Origin of the sequence: Actinoplanes subglobosus (assembly GCF_042650585.1) — a bacterium.
GTDB classification, from domain to species: Bacteria; Actinomycetota; Actinomycetes; order Mycobacteriales; family Micromonosporaceae; genus Actinoplanes; species Actinoplanes subglobosus.
Window position 1 is genome coordinate 530,554 of record NZ_JBHSBL010000005.1, and the last position, 16,106, is coordinate 546,659.

At 71.9% G+C, this 16,106-nt stretch carries 11 protein-coding genes and 2 pseudogenes; 3 read left to right on the forward strand and 10 right to left on the reverse strand.

The window, feature by feature from the left end; all coding sequences use genetic code 11:
* Positions 1–59: 59 nt before the first annotated feature.
* The 5 genes and pseudogenes from ACFO0C_RS05830 to ACFO0C_RS05850 form a co-directional block, all read right to left on the reverse strand.
* A complete protein-coding gene (locus tag ACFO0C_RS05830) occupies positions 60–332 on the reverse strand; it encodes a hypothetical protein (RefSeq protein ID WP_378065464.1) in 273 nt (90 codons plus the stop codon).
* 436 nt (positions 333–768) lie between these two features.
* Positions 769–1,590: a hypothetical protein gene (locus ACFO0C_RS05835; RefSeq protein WP_378065465.1), complete on the reverse strand. Its 822-nt coding sequence runs from the start codon at positions 1,588–1,590 to the stop codon at positions 769–771.
* 1,506 nt (positions 1,591–3,096) lie between these two features.
* Positions 3,097–3,705 (reverse strand): annotated as a pseudogene (locus tag ACFO0C_RS05840) (glutamine amidotransferase-related protein); the annotation flags it as partial.
* Positions 3,706–4,016: 311 nt separating this feature from the next.
* Positions 4,017–5,321: pseudogene (locus ACFO0C_RS05845) on the reverse strand (chorismate-binding protein); the annotation flags it as partial.
* A gap of 235 nt (positions 5,322–5,556) precedes the next feature.
* On the reverse strand, positions 5,557–5,790 hold the full coding sequence (locus tag ACFO0C_RS05850) for a hypothetical protein (protein ID WP_378065466.1): 234 nt from the start codon (positions 5,788–5,790) through the stop codon (positions 5,557–5,559).
* A gap of 186 nt (positions 5,791–5,976) precedes the next feature.
* On the opposite strand from ACFO0C_RS05850, the gene ACFO0C_RS05855 reads away from it, so the two are divergent.
* Positions 5,977–6,351: a response regulator gene (locus tag ACFO0C_RS05855; RefSeq protein ID WP_378065467.1), complete on the forward strand. Its 375-nt coding sequence runs from the start codon at positions 5,977–5,979 to the stop codon at positions 6,349–6,351.
* 6 nt (positions 6,352–6,357) lie between these two features.
* Here ACFO0C_RS05855 and ACFO0C_RS05860 read toward each other — a convergent pair whose 3' ends face one another.
* Complete coding sequence (locus ACFO0C_RS05860; protein WP_378065468.1) at positions 6,358–8,550, reverse strand: glycoside hydrolase family 3 C-terminal domain-containing protein; 2,193 nt, start codon at positions 8,548–8,550, stop codon at positions 6,358–6,360.
* Between the two features lie 98 nt (positions 8,551–8,648).
* Here ACFO0C_RS05860 and ACFO0C_RS05865 point away from each other — a divergent pair, with 98 nt between their 5' ends.
* Positions 8,649–9,266, forward strand: a complete 618-nt coding sequence (locus tag ACFO0C_RS05865; RefSeq protein WP_378065469.1) for a TetR/AcrR family transcriptional regulator — start codon at positions 8,649–8,651, stop codon at positions 9,264–9,266.
* Here ACFO0C_RS05865 and ACFO0C_RS05870 read toward each other — a convergent pair.
* Positions 9,263–10,504, reverse strand: coding sequence for an NYN domain-containing protein (locus ACFO0C_RS05870; RefSeq protein WP_378065470.1), 1,242 nt, complete (start codon positions 10,502–10,504; stop codon positions 9,263–9,265). The genes ACFO0C_RS05865 and ACFO0C_RS05870 overlap by 4 nt on opposite strands.
* A 95-nt stretch (positions 10,505–10,599) precedes the next feature.
* Here ACFO0C_RS05870 and ACFO0C_RS05875 point away from each other — a divergent pair, with 95 nt between their 5' ends.
* The gene (locus ACFO0C_RS05875; RefSeq protein WP_378065471.1) at positions 10,600–11,079 is read left to right on the forward strand and encodes a hypothetical protein; all 480 of its coding nucleotides are present in this window, start codon (positions 10,600–10,602) and stop codon (positions 11,077–11,079) included.
* Here the strand turns inward: ACFO0C_RS05875 and ACFO0C_RS05880 are convergent.
* The 3 genes from ACFO0C_RS05880 to ACFO0C_RS05890 are packed head-to-tail and all read right to left on the reverse strand — an operon-like array spanning position 11,066 to position 16,039.
* A complete protein-coding gene (locus tag ACFO0C_RS05880) occupies positions 11,066–12,853 on the reverse strand; it encodes a vWA domain-containing protein (RefSeq protein ID WP_378065472.1) in 1,788 nt (595 codons plus the stop codon). The two genes, ACFO0C_RS05875 and ACFO0C_RS05880, sit on opposite strands and share 14 nt — an antisense overlap.
* 1 nt (position 12,854) lies before the next feature.
* On the reverse strand, positions 12,855–13,898 hold the full coding sequence (locus ACFO0C_RS05885; protein WP_378065572.1) for an ATP-binding protein: 1,044 nt from the start codon (positions 13,896–13,898) through the stop codon (positions 12,855–12,857).
* Between the two features lie 59 nt (positions 13,899–13,957).
* Positions 13,958–16,039 carry a sigma-70 family RNA polymerase sigma factor gene (locus tag ACFO0C_RS05890; RefSeq protein WP_378065473.1) on the reverse strand — a complete coding sequence of 694 codons (2,082 nt, stop codon included), beginning with the start codon at positions 16,037–16,039 and terminating at the stop codon, positions 13,958–13,960.
* Between the last annotated feature and the right edge of the window lie 67 nt (positions 16,040–16,106).

The following is a 16,106-nucleotide window of genomic DNA, read 5'->3' on the forward strand; positions in this document are numbered from 1 at the left end:
GCAGCTGCCGACCCGGCGCGGCAGCAGCCGGTCCGTGCCGCAGCCGCTGGCGGATGCGGTCAGTGGGCGCGGGTCACGATCACCTCGGCCACGTGGCGCAACTGCTCGTGGTCGGGGTGGAAACCGGCGGCGATGTCCGGGTGCAGACCGGCTTTCGCCTGTTCCAGCAGCATCGAAGTGACCTGCTCGACACTCTCCCCGGCGTAGTGCTGCTCGACCTTGGCGGTCGCGGCCTGCAACGCGGAACTGAGCTGGTCCTCCAACGGGCCGCGCAGCTTCTGCTCCACCGGTGTGAGCGTTCGAGGGTCGAGTGTGATGTGTGGCTCGCTCAAGATGTCCTCCGGAGGTCAGCGACGCCAGCCCGATACCCCTACTCCCGGCGACGATAAACCCACCGCCACCACCTCCGCTGCCGTTTCACCCCGAAGCGGTAACGATCATCGGCGAGTTTCCGGCAGGCCGAAATGGAGGGCGGCGCTGGATCGACCCGGCCTCGGACAGGGTCACGCCGAGTGCAGGCCCATTGCCCGTCGCCGCGCTGTGACGTGTGCAGTGCCAGGATCGCGTCCACCGCCGAGGTCCGCCGCCCGCAGTGGCCCGAATTCCGGTTGTCGTCGGCGTCGCGTCGGCCGCACGCGAACAGCTCGGCGGCTCGGGTGTCCGGTTGTCGTCGGCGTCGTGTCGGCCGCACGCGAACAGCTCGGCGGCTCGGGCGTCCGGTAGAGCGGAGTAAGCACAGCGCGGCGGCAACCCTGTCGAAGGCGGCGATCAAGCGGCCCGGGGTGGGCGTATCCGAGAGCGCTCGCCACGCCAGCCGGCAGCGCGCAGGGCAGCACGGACGTCCGCGATCACCTCCTCGGGCCGGTGCCGGACCATCCACCCGGGAAAGCGGAGCAGGCGCACTCCGCTGATCGCAGCCTCGTTGCCGGCTCGGATGTCCGAATGCCAGCCGCGTACCTCCATGTGTTGTGCGCCGTCGATCTCGACCTGCACTCGCCAACGGTCGAAGTAGAAGTCGCGGTATCGCGTGCGGCCGGACCGGTCGGTGCGGGCCGACTGCCGGGAGGACTCCGGCAACCCGGCCCGGCGGCACAGGCGTAGGAACTCCACCTCGTACACCGACTCCGAACCGCCGCTCGCATCGCGGACCGCCGCCTCGATCACCGATCGTCGCACCAGCCTGCGAGGGACCTCGAGCAGCGGGACGACCTGGTCGGCGGTGACGAGCCGCTGCTGGAACGAGGCAGCGATGACCGTGATGGCGGCGGTGTCGGTCAGCGCCCACTGCGCGGCGTCGATCATGGCGCGTGCCGGGGTGGTGCTCGGTGGTGAGGTCGAACGCAGCACATCGGACACAGCCAGATGCCGCGTGCGATGGACGATGACGTCAGGCGGGGGATCACGGTCGGAGAGCCGATGCGGGACCAGGACGTGGACCGGCCCGGGATCGCCGCCCGCGGGACGCGATGACCGGAGCCCGTGCAGGCGCAGAGCGGTGACGCCGGCCAGCAGCGCCGCGCGGCCGTTGCCGGCGCCGAGGCTGGCGATCCACCAGCGCTGGCGTTCGGTGATCGGCCCGGTGTGTGCCACGTAGATCCCATGATGCACACGTCGCCATCGACCCGATCTCACCCGGTGCCGCACCGCCTTTTCCGACAGGTGCCGACGAGCCTGCTGCCAGGCGATCACTCCTTCCTGGCGCAGGAGCAGACCTCGGAGGGCATCGGGATGAACGGCGGAACCGAAGGGAGACATCGCTCCAGCATCGCGGAAGCGGAGCGCTGCTGGGCGACCCTGTGGACAACCTCTGAGCTGCTGCTGCGGGTGATGCGCGGATCTCGTTACCGGGTGCTCGTAGCGCCCCTCCCAGGGCGGTCGGGAAGCCCGGATGCGCCCCAGCGCCACACCAGGAAATGTGGAAAACGGCTGCGGTGGACGAGTCCGTCCCCGTCCTGGAGAGGACGTGGCCCCCTGGAGTGGACGGCGTCGCCTGGAGTGGGCGGCGTCGCCTGGAGTGGGCGGCGTGGCCTGGAGTGGGCGGCGTCGCCTGGAGTTGGCGGCGTGGCCTGGAGTGGGCGGCGTCGACATGGCGACCCAGGCGCGGGCCTGGTTCGAAGACCGCCCCACTGGGGACGGCGAGAGCACCCGCACACGCGACCGCGTGCTGTCGTCGCCGTTGTCGGGCGACGGGAGCACCCGCTGTCCCCGTGGGTGACGCGCTCGACGGCGGTGGTCGGTGGCAGCCGCCGATGCGAGTTCGGGTGCGCTCACCGCCCACGGCGGGGCGCTGCGGTCCGCCGACGGATCTCCGGGTGCGCGAAGCGCCGTATCGATACCGCTGAGGGGCGACCGTTCGTCCCGGTGTCCGGCTGGGTGTGGCGGTGGCTTGTTGCGGGCGACATTGGCACCCGGTAGGCGGTGTGGGGGCGACTACCGCCTCGGTGGGGGCGGCGGCGGGACCCTGTGGCGTTGCGGGCGGATCGCGTGACCCCGCCGGTTCGAAGAATCGGAGGGCGAAGCGCCGTATCGATACCGCTGAGGGGCGACCGTTCGTCCCGGTGTCCGGCTGGGTGTGGCGGTGGCTTGTTGCGGGCGACATTGGCACCCGGTAGGCGGTGTGGGGACGACTACCGCCTCGGTGGGGGCGGCGGCGGGACCCTGCGACGTTGCGGGCGGATCGCGTGACCCCGCCGGTTCGAAGAATCGGACGGGTTGCGCGCGAAGAGCAGATGAAGGCGTGGCCCGGCGGTTCGCCTCGTGCCGGAGGGGGCCTCGGGCCGGCCTGGATGATTTGCGCCAGGCTGGGTGGTTTGGTAACCGGCTGGGCGAGTTGGACCTGGGTGGATTGGCTTGGCCGGGCGCGGGTTGGCTCTGCCGGGAGAGTCGGGCCTGGCCGGGCGGGCCTGGCCGGGCGGGTCGGGCCTGGCCGGGCGGGTCGAGCCTGGCTCGGGGTGGGCTGGGCCGGGCGGGGTCAGCTCGGGCCGGGTGGGTCGGCGCGCCGCGGGGCCGGGTGTGTCGGTTGGGGCGGGTCGGTTGGGGTGGGTCGGTGGTCCAAGGTGAGGCTCTCGATCACCTTGGACCACCGACACTGTTTCGCTACCCCGGAATTGCGGGGCTAATCACGTCGGAGAGAAGTGGTGGGAGGAGTTCGCGGAGGATGTCGACGCCGTCGCGGCTCAGGACCGACTCGGGGTGGAACTGGACTCCTGCGAAACCGGTGCCCCTGAGGGCGTGGACCGTGTCGTCGGAAGGATCCACGGCCAGGGTGACCGGGCCGTGGGGCGTGGGTTCGACTGTCTGGGCTGCCGGGCCGTGGGGCGTGGGTTCGACTGTCTGGGCTGCCGGGCCGTGGGGCGTGGGTTCGACTGTCTGGGCTGCCGGGTGGTGGGGGGTGGGTTTCACCGCCTGGGCGGGCGGCTCGGGCTGGCGGGTCACCGCGGAGAAGCTGGAGTAGAAACCGACTCGCCTCGGGGTGCCGAAGAGGTCGATGTCTCGGGCCAGGCCCTGATACGGGGAGTCTCGGCGGCGCAGTGGGAGGCCCAGCTGGGAGGCGAGGATCTGATGGCCCAGGCAGACCGCGAAGAGGGGCCGGCCCGCCGCGAGCACCGATGTCATCAACTGGTGCAGCGCTGCCATCTTCGGGTCGCCGAGATCCGACGGATCGCCGGGTCCCGGCCCGAACACCACCAGGTCCGCGGAGGACAGAAAATCCGAAATGGGCGACATGTTCGTGGACGGCAACGAGGCGGGGGCGAGAAGAGCGGCGGGGGCGACGAGGACGGCGGGAGTGGGGAGGGCCGCGGGGAAGGTGGTGGCGGGTGTGGGGCCGTGTGGGGTGGGGGAGGTGGTGGCGGGTGTGGACCGGGGTGGGGTGGTAGCCGCGGGGGAAGTGGTGGCAGATGTGGGGCCGTGTGAGGTGGTGGCCGCGGGGGCGGTGGTGGCGGGGGCGTGGCCGCCGCGGCGGCGATGGCGGGTGTGGTGGCGGTGGGTGGGGTGGTGGTCGCGGGGGTGGGTAGGGAGGTCCAGGGGTGGACGGTCACTGTCAGGCCCAGGGCTTTCAGCTGGTGGGCCAGCATGGCGGTGAAGGTGTCCTCGGCGTCGATGATCGCCGCGTGGCGGCCGGCCAGTGATGGGACCGTCAGTGCGCCCGGGGCCCGGGAGTCCAGCCAGAAGCGGGCCAGGTCGTCGTTTCGGGCGGCCAGGAGGGACTGGACTTCGGGTGAGGACGCGGTCGCCCGTACCGCTGCGGGTGGGGGAGTGACCGCGCCCAGCGCGGACAGCAGGCCGGACGCCTTCGTGTGGGTCTCGGCCACCTCGCCCGCCGGGGTCGAATGGCGGACCAGTGTGGCGCCGACCGGTACCCGCAGCACGCCGTCGGGGGTGATCTCGGCGGTGCGGATCAGGATCGGCGCGTCCAGGGTCTGGCGGCCGGACTCGTCGTGGTCGAGGAGGGCGAGGACGCCCGCATAGTAGCGGCGGCCGCGACGTTCGTGGCGGGCGATGACGCGGCAGGCGTTCTCGATGGGGCTGCCGGTGACGGTGGGGGCGAACATCGTCTCGCGGAGGACGGCGCGGACGTCGAGGGAGCCACGGCCGGCGAGGAGGTATTCGGTGTGGGTGAGGCGGGCCATCTCCTTGAGGTACGGGCCGGCGACCTGACCGCCGTGTTCGGCGACGGTGGCCATCATCTTGAGTTCCTCGTCGAGGACCATGTAGAGCTCCTCGATCTCCTTCGGGTCACGCAGGAAGTCGAGGATGTCGCCGGATCCGTGCCGGAACGTGCCGCTGATCGGGTTCATCATGACGATGCCGTCGAGGACGCTGACGTGCCGTTCGGGGGTGGCGCCGATCAGGATCCGGTTGCCGGTGTCGACCAGGAACGTCCAGTAGGTTCCCTGTTCACCGGCGAGGAGGCGGCCGAACGCGGCGCGCGGGTCGCCCTCGAAGTGAGCCTGATAGGTGCGGTGGATGACGAAGTTGGCGCCTTCGCCGTGCCCGATCTCGTCGCGGAGCACCTCCTCGACGATCCGGCCGTACTCGTCGTCGGACAGGTCGAAACCGCCGTCACGAAGGGTGATCTCGCCGGGCGGGAAGTTCGACAGCGGCTCGGTGTGACGTGATCTGACCAGGAGACATTCGAGCGGGGCGCCGTCGTCGACGCATGCGAAACCACGTTCGGTGATCTGCCGGTAGGGGACGACGGCGAGCACCGGTGTGCCCGGCGCCATCGGGATGTCGTCGAGTGTGCCGACGGTGACGACGTCGCCGGTGAGGACGTCGACGTGGTCGGCGCCGTCACGGTGCAGCAGGGCGAATGGCATGGTCCCTCGTTTCGGTCGAACGGAGGGCCGCCGGGCCGAGATCCGGCCACGAAAAAGGCCGCCTCAGCGAGGCGGCCGCGGGATGCGCGGAAGATGGCCGCCGGTCAGGCGGGCCACCACATGGTCAACTGTGCGCGCATGCCGGCAAGCTTACGGTCGGCCGAACGGCCGCGCCAGACCCCTTCCGAGGTACGGGCTACGCGTACCCCGTACACGGAAGAGGCCCGGCGGGCCGTCACGCCGCGAATGCCAGACGGACCGCGTCGCGGGCCCATAGCATTCGCAGGATCGCGCAGTCGGGGTGCTCCCCGAATTCCTGGGCGACCAGTTCTGCGCAACCGTCCTCGCCGATCCTGTGCACGACGTCCGTGACCGCGGCCCTGATCAGCTCCGCCGTCGGCGCCCAGGAGCGCTGCAGGTCGGAGGCGAAGAGGGCTTCGGAGCGGACGTCGTCGATCGTCGCGTTCATCGGTTCCTCCCAGCCGTGGTGGTGCGCGGTGATGGTCTGGACATCAGCACACCGCCCGTCGGCTGCAAGCCGGGCGCACGCCGGTTGCGGCCTGGTTGCGAACCAGATTTACGAAGATCACCCATCATGACAGTGTTTATCGGTATATGGTCCGAACACACATCGCAACGGATCGGGGGAAGCCGCGTGACGACCGTCCTGGTGGCTGACGACGACGCCGACATCCGTGACCTGGTCGCCTTCAAGCTGGAGCAGGCCGGGCTGGAGGTTCTCGCGGTCGGTGACGGTCAGGCCGCGGTCGACACGGCCCGTGCCCGGCTGCCGACGCTGGCCGTGCTGGACGTGTCGATGCCGGGGCTCTCGGGAATCGATGTCTGCCGGATGCTGCGGTCCGACCCGTCGACCGCCGGCATGCTGATCATCATGCTCACCGCCCGGGTGCAGGAGCAGGACGTCGAGGGCGGTTTCAGTGCCGGAGCCGACGACTACGTCACCAAGCCGTTCAGCCCGCGCGAGCTGGTGTCCCGGATCCAGGCACTGCTCACGCGGGCTCGGGCGTAACCGGCCTCAATTCGCGGCTTCGACCAGCTTCTCCAGGTCACCGGCGTTGAGCGGGCTGCCCGGGAAGGCGGCCATCCGGCTCAGGGGCAGGCTGCCCAGCATCATCAGCATCTCCGGGTTGGCGGTCATCGACGCCATCAGCCCCTCGGACTCGCCCGCGGCCGCCGCGAAAGCCGCTCCCAGCACCTCGGCGCCGCGCGGGTCGGCCATCCACTCGCCGACGCTGGACTCGCTGGTCAGCGGCACCCGGGCCGGGTCGCCGGCCACGTGCACGGTGACCGAGGCACGCATGTCCCGCGACGACGAGCCGACCTCGATCAGGTACTCGCCGCCCTCGACGATCCACCGGCCCAGCCGGGTGTCCCAGTAGGCGAGGTCCTCCCGCTCGACGGTCAGCCGCACCTCGGTGGTGTCGCCCGCGCCGATCTCGACACTGGCGAACGCCTTCAGCTCACGCGGGGCACGCCGCACCGATGAGCCGGGCAGGCTCACGTAGACCTGCACCACCTCGCGGCCGTCCCGCCCGCCGGTGTTCGTCACGGGGACGCGCACCTCGACGCCCTCGGTGGTCGCCGCCGCGTGGGCCGCGCCGTAGCCGAACGTCGTGTACGACAGGCCGAAGCCGAACGGGTACGCCACCTCCTGGCCGCGGGCGTCGAAGCCCCGGTAGCCGACGTGCAGGCCCTCGCCGTACCGCACGTGGCCGTGCTCGCCGGGGAAGTCGAGGTAGGAGGGGTGGTCGGCGAGCTTCACCGGGATGGTCTCGGCGAGCCGCCCGGACGGGTTGACCCGGCCGAACAGCACGTCGGCGATGGCGCTGCCGCCGGCCTGCCCGAGCAGCCAGCCCTCGACCAGGGCGGGCACCCGCTCGTCCCACGGCCGGGTGGCGAGGACCGCGCCGTTGGAGAGCACCACCACCGTGTCCGGGTTGACGGCGGCGACCCGCTCGATCAGCGCGAGGTGCGCGGCGGGCAGATCGATCGAGTCCCGGTCGGCACCCTCGGTCTCGTGCACGCTGCCGACGAAGACGATCGCCACGTCCGCTTCCCGCGCGACCGCCACCGCCTCGGTCAGCAGCGCCTCGTCGGCCTCGCCCTCGACGGTGTAGCCGGGGGCGAAGGTGACCGACGACGCCGAGGCGGTGATCTCGGTGAGCGCGTCGTCGAGCTTCGTCGGGGTGATCTGTGAGGAGCCGCCGCCCTGGTAACGCGGGGTCCGGGCGAACTCACCGAGCACCGCGATCCGCTGGGTGCCGGTCAGGGGCAGCAGGTCGCCGTCGTTCTTCAGCAGGACGATCGCCCGTCCGGCGATCTCCCGGGCGAGCGCGTGGTGGGCGTCGGCGTCATAGGTCCCGGCCGGCCGGTCCCCGGCCTTCTCCACCATCCTGCGTACGAGCTCCGCGCTCCGCTCCAGCAGGGCCGGGTCGAGCCGTCCCGCCGCGACGGCGTCCACCAGCGCCTGGTCGCCCGAGGCGTCCGGCCCCGGCATGGTCAGGTCGAGCCCGGCCGCGATCGCCGCCACCCGGTCGACGACGGCGCCCCAGTCGGAGACGACCAGGCCCTCGAAGCCCCACTCGCCGCGCAGGATCTCGGTGAGCAGCCAGTGGTGCTCGCTGGCGTAGATCCCGTTGACCCGGTTGTAGGCGCACATCACGGTCCACGGCTGGGCCCGGGTGACGACGCGGTGGAAGGCCCGCAGATACATCTCCCGGAGCGTGCGCTCGTCGAGGTCGGCGCTGATCCGCATCCGGTCGGTCTCCTGGCTGTTGACCGCGAAGTGCTTGAGTGACGCGCCGACCCCCTTGCTCTGCAGGCCGAGCACCCACTGGGTGGCCAGGACCCCGGTGAGGATCGGGTCCTCGGAGAAGTACTCGAAGTTGCGGCCGCCGAGCGGGCTGCGCTTGAGGTTGACGCCCGGCCCGAGCAGCACCGCCACGTCCTGGGCCCGGCACTCGTCGCCGAGGGCCTCACCCATCCGCCGCAGCAGGTCGGTGTCCCACGTGGAGGCGCTGGCCACGGCCGGTGGGAAGCAGGTCGCGGGCACGCCGGCCAGCATGTCCTCGCCGGAGGCCTGCATGCGCACCCCGTGCGGCCCGTCGGTCACGGTGATCGAGGGGACACCCGCGGACTCGACGCCCTCGGTGTGCCAGAAGTCGCTGCCGCTGGTGATGGCTGCCTGTTCCGAGGTGTTGAGTCCCATCGTTCCCGCCCTTACTGAGTACCTACTAGGTATTAACTACCCTGAAACATAGCCAGGTCAGAAGTGGTGTGGCAAGGGGCTGCTGGTAGGAAAGAGCTGTGCAGACCACCCCTGGAATCCGCCGCGACCGTGCTCGCCTACCCGCTGCCGAGCGCCGCCGGCAGATCCTCGAGATGACCACGAAACTGATCGCCGAGCGCGGCTTCTGGGGCCTGTCGATGCAGGACGTCGCTGACGGCTGCGGTCTGACCGTGCCCGGCATGCTGCACCACGTCGGCTCCAAGGACAGCCTGCTCGTGGCCGTCCTGGAGTACCGCGACGAACAGGACTCCCGCTCGCTCGCCGAGAAACTGGGCCGCCCCGCGCACCAGCTCTGGACCGACGGCCGCCGGATCAGCCTGGCCGAGGTGTGCGCGGCCGTCGTCGCGCGCAACGCCGAGCAGCCGGAGATCGTCCGGCTCTTCGCCGTCCTGGAGGCCGAGTCGCTCGCGCCTGGCCACCCGGCGCACACCTACTTCAAGGCACGGCAGCGGCGCACCCTGGAGGAGTTCGCCGCGCTGGCCGAGGGCGTCGTCGACGACCCGCAGGCGCTCGCCGCCCAGGTCGTCGCCATGATGGACGGCCTGCAGATCCAGTGGCTGCGCGAGCCGCAGACCGTCGACCTGGTCAGCGCCTGGGATGCGGCGGCCCGGCGGTTGTTCACCCAGGCCGCCTAGGCCTTCGGGTCGGGGGCGCCCAGCCACGAGCGCACCTCGGCGCACTCCTCGTCGGTGAGGGCGATCGCGGCCGCGTCCGCCCTGTTCAGCACGTTGTCGGCGAACGCCGTGGCGATCTCCTCGGCGTCCGGCGCCGGCTGCCGGTAGAGCGGCGCCCCACCGAACGCGGTGCCCCGGGTGACGAACGCGATCGCCGACCGGCTCACGTCCACCCCCTGCTCGGCCAGCAGGTCCCGGGCCCAGCGGGTGGCCTCGGTCAGGTTGAAATGGTGCGTCGACGCGTAGTCGGCGAGCGCCCGGTAGACCGGCGGCCACATCTCCCGCGGCAGCCGCGGCAGGCCGAGCGGAGCGCTGAGCCGCACGATCGAGTCCGGTGCCGGGCCGGCGGTCCCGGTCGTCTCGGGCGGGCCGTGCCGGCTGTCGTCCCAGACGAAGTGGTTGGAGAACTTCGCGTACGGCAGCCGCAGGCTCTCCAGCGCCCGGACGAACCCGCCGAACCCGAACCAGTTCGACGAGTCCACCCCGTTGCCCAGCTGCCGGCGCAGGTCGTGGGCGAGCGAAGCCAGGTTGAGCGGGCCGGGCGCCGCCGCGAACCGCCACGTCACCAGGTCGCGGAACTGCTCGTAGGACGCCTCGGACACCGGCTCGCCGGACGGCGCCACCACGACCGGCTCCTCGCTGTCCACCGGCTCGCCCTGCACCAGCTCGAGCAGCTCCTGGCTGGTGATCAGCCGGTCGGCGATCGACGTGAACGCCAGCGCCGCGTCGGCCGGCGACACGATCGTGGTCCGCCGGTCCGAGCGCCGCAGCCGCACCAGCAGCGGCGTCATGTCGGAGTCGCCGGACGCGATCACGAACTCGTCGTAGGTCACCTGGTCGGCCAGCGCGTCCACCGCGTCGACCACCATCCGGATGTCCGCGGCGTTCTTCGTGTGCGTCAGTCGCGGGCAGTCGATCACCTCGAACCCCGCGTTGACGAAGAACGGCCGGAACCGCGAGTAGTAGAGCCGCTGCAGGCCACTGGCCGGATCGGGGTGCGGGACCCATCCACCCGGGTTCATGTAACAGCGCAGGATCAGCCAGCGCCGGGGCCCCTCCACCGTCAGCGAGGTGGTCAGCCGGGACAGCCAGGCGCCCGGCTCCTCGGCGAACTGCACGGCGACATCGGGGTCCTGCCTGATCAGCGCGCTGAACACGTTGTCGAAGTCCAGGTACAGCGCGGCACGTACGCGTTCCATGTCCGAAACCTACCCCGCGTCGCACAGCGTGGGCGGTCAGCACGCCCCTAAACCCGGTTGACTGCGGCGACACCGCCGAACGATCGGAGCCGCCGTTGCACCTCACCCAGGTCCTCGACGTCATCGACAGGCTTCTGCGTGACTGCGGGCATCCGGAGATCGAGGCGGTCGAACGCTTCGGCACGGACGCGGCCCCCGGCGGGCCGTCGCCGGCGGGACTGCGGATCCGGTACGTCAACGGTGCTCTCGCGTACCTCTGGGGTGCGATCTGGCCGGGAGAGACGGACCTGCCGGTGCCGGACCGGCTGCCGCCACCCCGCGGGAACCGGCCGGATCGTGCCGTGGTGCTGGCCGTGCTGCTGCTGGACGCCGCCGGCCCGCCGGAGTTCCGCTCCTGGCAACTGGTCGCGCTGCCCGACCTCGGTCCCACCGGGCAGCGCGGCAAGGTGGCCCGCGGCCTGCGGATCGTCGCCGCCGACGGCACGTCGCTGCTGCTGCGCGCCACCGCCGCCGGCGGCCCGGACCGGGACAGTGCGGTCGAGCCCTACCCGGAGTGGAGAGTCAGCGCAGGCTGAAGACCGGGCCGCGCGGGGCGAACGGCAGGCGCGCGCCGCGCGGCACCAGGTACGCGTGCGGCCGCCGCACCCGCAGCACGTCACAGTCGCCGTCGGTGATGATCAGAACCGGTCCGCCGGGCGGGAAGTCCTCGGCCCGTTCGAGCAGGTCTATCGCGGGCTGGAGCACGGTGCCGCCGCGGCCGCGCACCCGGACCCGGCCGGCGATGCCGGCCACCGGCAGGTAACCGGCGTCGTAGGCGGCCGCGTCGCAGAACACCACCCGCGCGGCCGGTACGTCCCGGGCCGTCGCGTAGGAGGCGATCGCACCGAGCGCCTTGCCCATCAACGTGCCGTCCATCGAGCCGGACGTGTCCACGACCACGCCGAACGTGCTGCGCCGGACCGCCTCCTCCGGGCGGTGCCGGCCGGGCCGCGGGATGTCCGGGGTGGCCGACTGGCGGCGGGACGGGCGGGCGTACGTCCGGACCGGCTCCACCATCGGCACGAATTCGTCGAACCAGCGGGCCAGTTTCACGTCCCACGGCACCGGTGGCTGCTCCAGCACCCGGATCTCGGCGACCAGCCCCGACGGCAGCAGACCCCGGCCGCTGCTCTGGTGATAGGCGAAACCGGTCAGCAGCGCGCGACGGCAGTACTCGTCGACGTCCACGCCACCGCCGCGCCGGGCGGCCCACGGCAGCGGTTCGCCCAGCATGTCGCCGGCACCCGGCCCGCGCAGGGTGGCCAGTTTCCGCATCCGGCGCAGGTCACCGGCGATCCGGTCGTAGACCTGCTCGGCCGACGCCCCGGCGAACGACGGATCGTAAAGCACGTCGTCGGGCAGCACCCCGACGCCCATCTCCATCAGCCAGCCGTTGATCACGTAGTCGCAGGCCACGTTCCACAGGTACGGGTCACGGCCACCGACCCGGTCGGCGTGCCGCAGCGCCACGTGCAGCAGCTCATGGGCCAGCACGAACCGCCACTCGTCCTCGCTCAGCGACCGCCACGGGTTGACGTAGATCTCACCGGCCTCGGCCGACACCGCCGCGATCGAGATGCCCCAGGCGCGGGCCAGCGGTCCCTCGGCGACCAGGGTGAAGCCGGCCGCCACCCCGCCGAGCAGCGGGTACGACCCGATGAACCAGCTCATCGCCAGCTCCCACGGCTGCCGCCGCACCGGGCCACCGGTCACCGCCTCGCGGGCGCCACCGGCCACCTCGACACCGGCGACCGCGGCCGCGGACAGGCCCAGCGCGAACCGGTCCGGCCAGCACGGCTCGTGACCGGGCCGGAACCGGTACGGGCTCAGATCCAGGTCAGGGGCGGCGGCCAGCTCCGGCGGCACCCCACGCCGGCGCCACCGGGCCGCCAGGTCGTCCTCCTCGGCCGACGGCAGCGTGTCCGGCAGCGGATCGGGCTCGCGGCCGAGCTTCACCGCCCGCTGGAACCGGGCCACGGCCAGGCAGGCCGCCGCCCGGAAGGCGTCGTCGTCCGCGGCCCGCGGCGCGAGATGGTCGAAACCCAGGTGCAGCAGGCAGTGCGCGAGCACCCAGCGCCACTCGTCCTTGTCCAGGCGGCGGGTGCGGCTCACGGTGATCGTGCCGCCGGCCGTCACCCGGGCCAGGGCCGGCAGCGGCGTGCCGACGATCTCCACGGTGGCGTGCGGGCGCGGATGGTCGAACGTCGTCATCGGCTCGAACAGCGGGTGGCCGGCCAGCTCGCCCCACGCCTCCTGGAAGGCCAGCGTGTTCGGGTCGGTCTCGGCGTCCCGTTTCGGCTTGCGGGCCATCTCAGGCCCGGGCCGCGACCAGGCGCGGCAGGTCGCGGCTCACCTCGACGAGGAACCAGGCGGGCAGCACCGGGTTGCCGTCGGTGTCCGGGGCGATCACCAGGCGGCCGCACTCCAGCGACAGTTCGGCCAGCTCGACGAGCATCGCCTTGGCCCGGTGCGCGAACTGGCGCAGGCCCGCCGACGCTTGCACCTTGCCGGCCGGCAGGTCCTTGATCAGACGGGCCCGGAACGCCTCGGCCAGGAAGTAGAGCAGGTCCCGGTCGTCCGGGCGGGACGGCCAGCCGGTGTCGCCGCGGACGATCGCGTCCAGCCCGTACCGATGCCGGACGATCTTGACGTAGCCGCCGAAGGCGGTCGCGTGCGCCGGGCTGAGCGTGCCCGCCGCCAGCAGGCCCAACGTCTCCTCGCTGATGCCGTCGCCGTAGGAGCGCAGCGCGTCGGAGAGCATGTGCCAGCTGCGCGGGGTGGAGAACGCCTCCTCGACCTTGGGCGGCGCCGACCACAGGTGGTCCGGGCGCTCGGCGAGGTAACCGGTCACCCAGTGGTGGATACCGGCGTTCTGCGCCCAGGCCGACCAGTCCGACCAGGCCGCTCGCAGGTGCACGTGGATCAGGCGGTTGACCAGCGCCGACGCCATCGGGCGGGCCAGCGCGTTGTCGCTCGACCGGTTGCCGGCGCCGATCACGATCGACCCGGCCGGAAGCTCGTAGTCACCGATCCGGCGGTCCAGGATCAGCGAGTAGAACGCCTTCTGCACCTCCGGGCTCGACGCGTTCAGCTCGTCCAGGAACAGGCAGTACGGCTCGTCGCGCGCGATCGACTCCGGTGGCGCGAACCGGCTCCGGCCGTCACGCAGCTCCGGCACCCCGATCAGGTCCTCGGCGGCGAGCTGGGTGCCGACCAGGGTCACACAGGTCAGGCCCAGCGAGTCGGCGAAGTCACGGACCAGCGAGCTCTTGCCGATGCCGGGGGCACCCCACAGGAACACCGGCCGGGCCACCGCGACATGCAGGAGCAGGTCGGGCAGCTGGGCGGGGGTCACCGTGATCGCGGAGTGCATGTCGATCAGTGTGGCTCCCGGTTTGTGCCCGTGCATCCGTATTACGAGCCGGACATCGAGGCCCCGATGCCGTTGCCGGTCGACAGGTAGTCGGTGCCGGGCAGCTTCCCGGCCGCCGTCCGCGGACCCTCGGCGACCGACGCGTCCTCCGAGCCGAACGCGAACGCCGCCACCTCCCAGCTGTTGTTGCTCGGCTTCGCGCCGGCCGACAGCGCCTGCTCGCCGCGACCGTTGCCGACCGACGCGTTGTTGCGCAGCACCGCCGGGGCCGTGGTGATCGCGAAGCCCGTCCCGCTGTTCCGGAACGCCGTGTTGTTGCCCAGCTCGATGGCCCCGGTGTTGCCCTCGTCGACGAAGCCATGCCCGGCGTTGCCCCAGGCCGCGTTGTGCCGCACCGAGTGGGGCGCGGCCACCGCCTCGGTGCCGCCGCCGAGCGCGAACCCGTTCGCGTCGTTGCGGAACGCCCAGTTGTACTCGACGGCGACCCGGCTCCGGAACGAACCGAGGTCGAAACCGTCCCGTGCGTTGCCCCACGCCCGGTTGCCGCGCACCAGGTTCCCGTCGCCGTCACCGAACTGCACCGACAGCCCCGAACCCTGGTTGTCGTAGAAGTCGCTGTCCAGCACCTGGTTGCCGGACGTGCCGGCGTTGCGCAGCATCAGCCCGACACCCGCGTTGCCGTGCACGGTGAGCCGCTGGAACACGTTGTCCGTGCAGGACAGGCAGGTCCAGGTGGCGTTGCGGGCGCCGGTGATCTCGATGCCGCGCACCGTCCAGTAGGAGGCCTCCTGGGTGATCGCCCACTGGTCGGCCGGGATCCCCGATGCGTCGATGATCGCGCGCTCGCCCTGGTAGGAGCTGATCGTCACGCGCTTCTCCGCGGTGCCACTCGTCGTGATCGCGATCGGGCTGGTGGGGCGGTAGGTGCCGGCCCGCAGCGCGATCGTCTGCCCGGGCTTCACCACCGCGACCGCCTTGGCCACCGAGGCGTACGGGCGGGCCTGCGTACCGTCGCCGTCGTCGTCGCCGCCCGGCGCCACGAAGATCTCCGCCGTGGCGGGCACCGCGGCCCTGGTCGCCCGGGCCGATGCCGCCGCGCTCGGGGTGGGCCCGGCCGTGGCGGTCGTCGGGGTGGCGGTGATGCTCAGCGGCGGGGCGATCGCCTGTGGGCCGTCCGGCTCGTTCACCACCGCGAGGGTCAGCCCGCCGCCCACCGCGACCGTCGTCGCCGTGACCGCCGCGACCAGGGTCTTGTGCTGCGTCAGGTGGGCGACCAGTGAGACCGTCGTGACCAGCGGGGGCGCGGTCAGCCCGGCCCCGGCGGCGGCCTGGATGCCGGCCCACAGCGCCACCGGCACCGGCAGGGCGACCACACCGAGCAGCAGCCGCTCCGGCGAGACCATCCCGGCCTGGTGGAAGTGGCACTTCGGGCAGTCGCGGACGTGCCGGGCCAGCCGCTTGCGCCACACCGAGTCGACGGTCCCGTCCCAGAACCGGATCGTGCTCGACAGCTCCGGGCAGATCGGCTTGGCCCGCAGCGCCCGCACCACCCCGCGGGAGAGCTCCAGCTGCGCCTTCATCCGCTGCACCCGGACCGCGGCGTGCTTGGGCCGCACCTCGATCGCGGCGGCCAGCTCGGCCCGGGTCAGGTCGCCACGGGCCTCCTGCCACCAGAGGCCGAGCAACTGCCGGTCGCCGTCCTCCAGCCAGCGGGTCGCCTCGGCCAGCTCCCGCCGCTGCTCGGCGACGACCAGCTCGGCGGTGGTCCGCTCGGTGAAGTCACCGACCGGGTCGGGCACGTCCACCGGCTCCGGGAGGTGGCGCATCAGTGTCATCTTGCGGCTGCGCATGTGCATCTGGATCCGCCGGTAGGCGATCGCCACCAGCCACGACCGGAACCGCTCCGGGTCACGCAGGGCGCCGAGCGCGTTGATCGCCTGGAGCATCGTGTCCTGGACCAGGTCGTCGACGTCCGGATGCCCGTGCAGGGCGCGGCCGATGACGTTGTAGATCAGCGAGAGGTGGCCGGTGATCAGCTGGTCCCGTGCGTGAACGTTCCCACGCTGAGCGTCACGGACGAGGTCCGGCACGCTGCGCGCCACCGCGATCTGACTCTCCGTCACCGTCTTGCTTCCTTCGTCGAATTGACCCGGCTGACCGGCGAATATCGAATGCTGTGCGTGCCTCTTT

What these genes read in the sequence shown, in the direction of transcription:
- ACFO0C_RS05850 (WP_378065466.1), bottom strand. Translation starts at nt 5,790, where the DNA reads ATGAACGCGACGATCGACGACGTCCGCTCCGAAGCCCTCTTCGCCTCC.
- ACFO0C_RS05860 (WP_378065468.1), bottom strand. Translation starts at nt 8,550, where the DNA reads ATGGGACTCAACACCTCGGAACAGGCAGCCATCACCAGCGGCAGCGAC.
- ACFO0C_RS05870 (WP_378065470.1), bottom strand. Translation starts at nt 10,504, where the DNA reads ATGGAACGCGTACGTGCCGCGCTGTACCTGGACTTCGACAACGTGTTC.
- ACFO0C_RS05880 (WP_378065472.1), bottom strand. Translation starts at nt 12,853, where the DNA reads ATGGCCCGCAAGCCGAAACGGGACGCCGAGACCGACCCGAACACGCTG.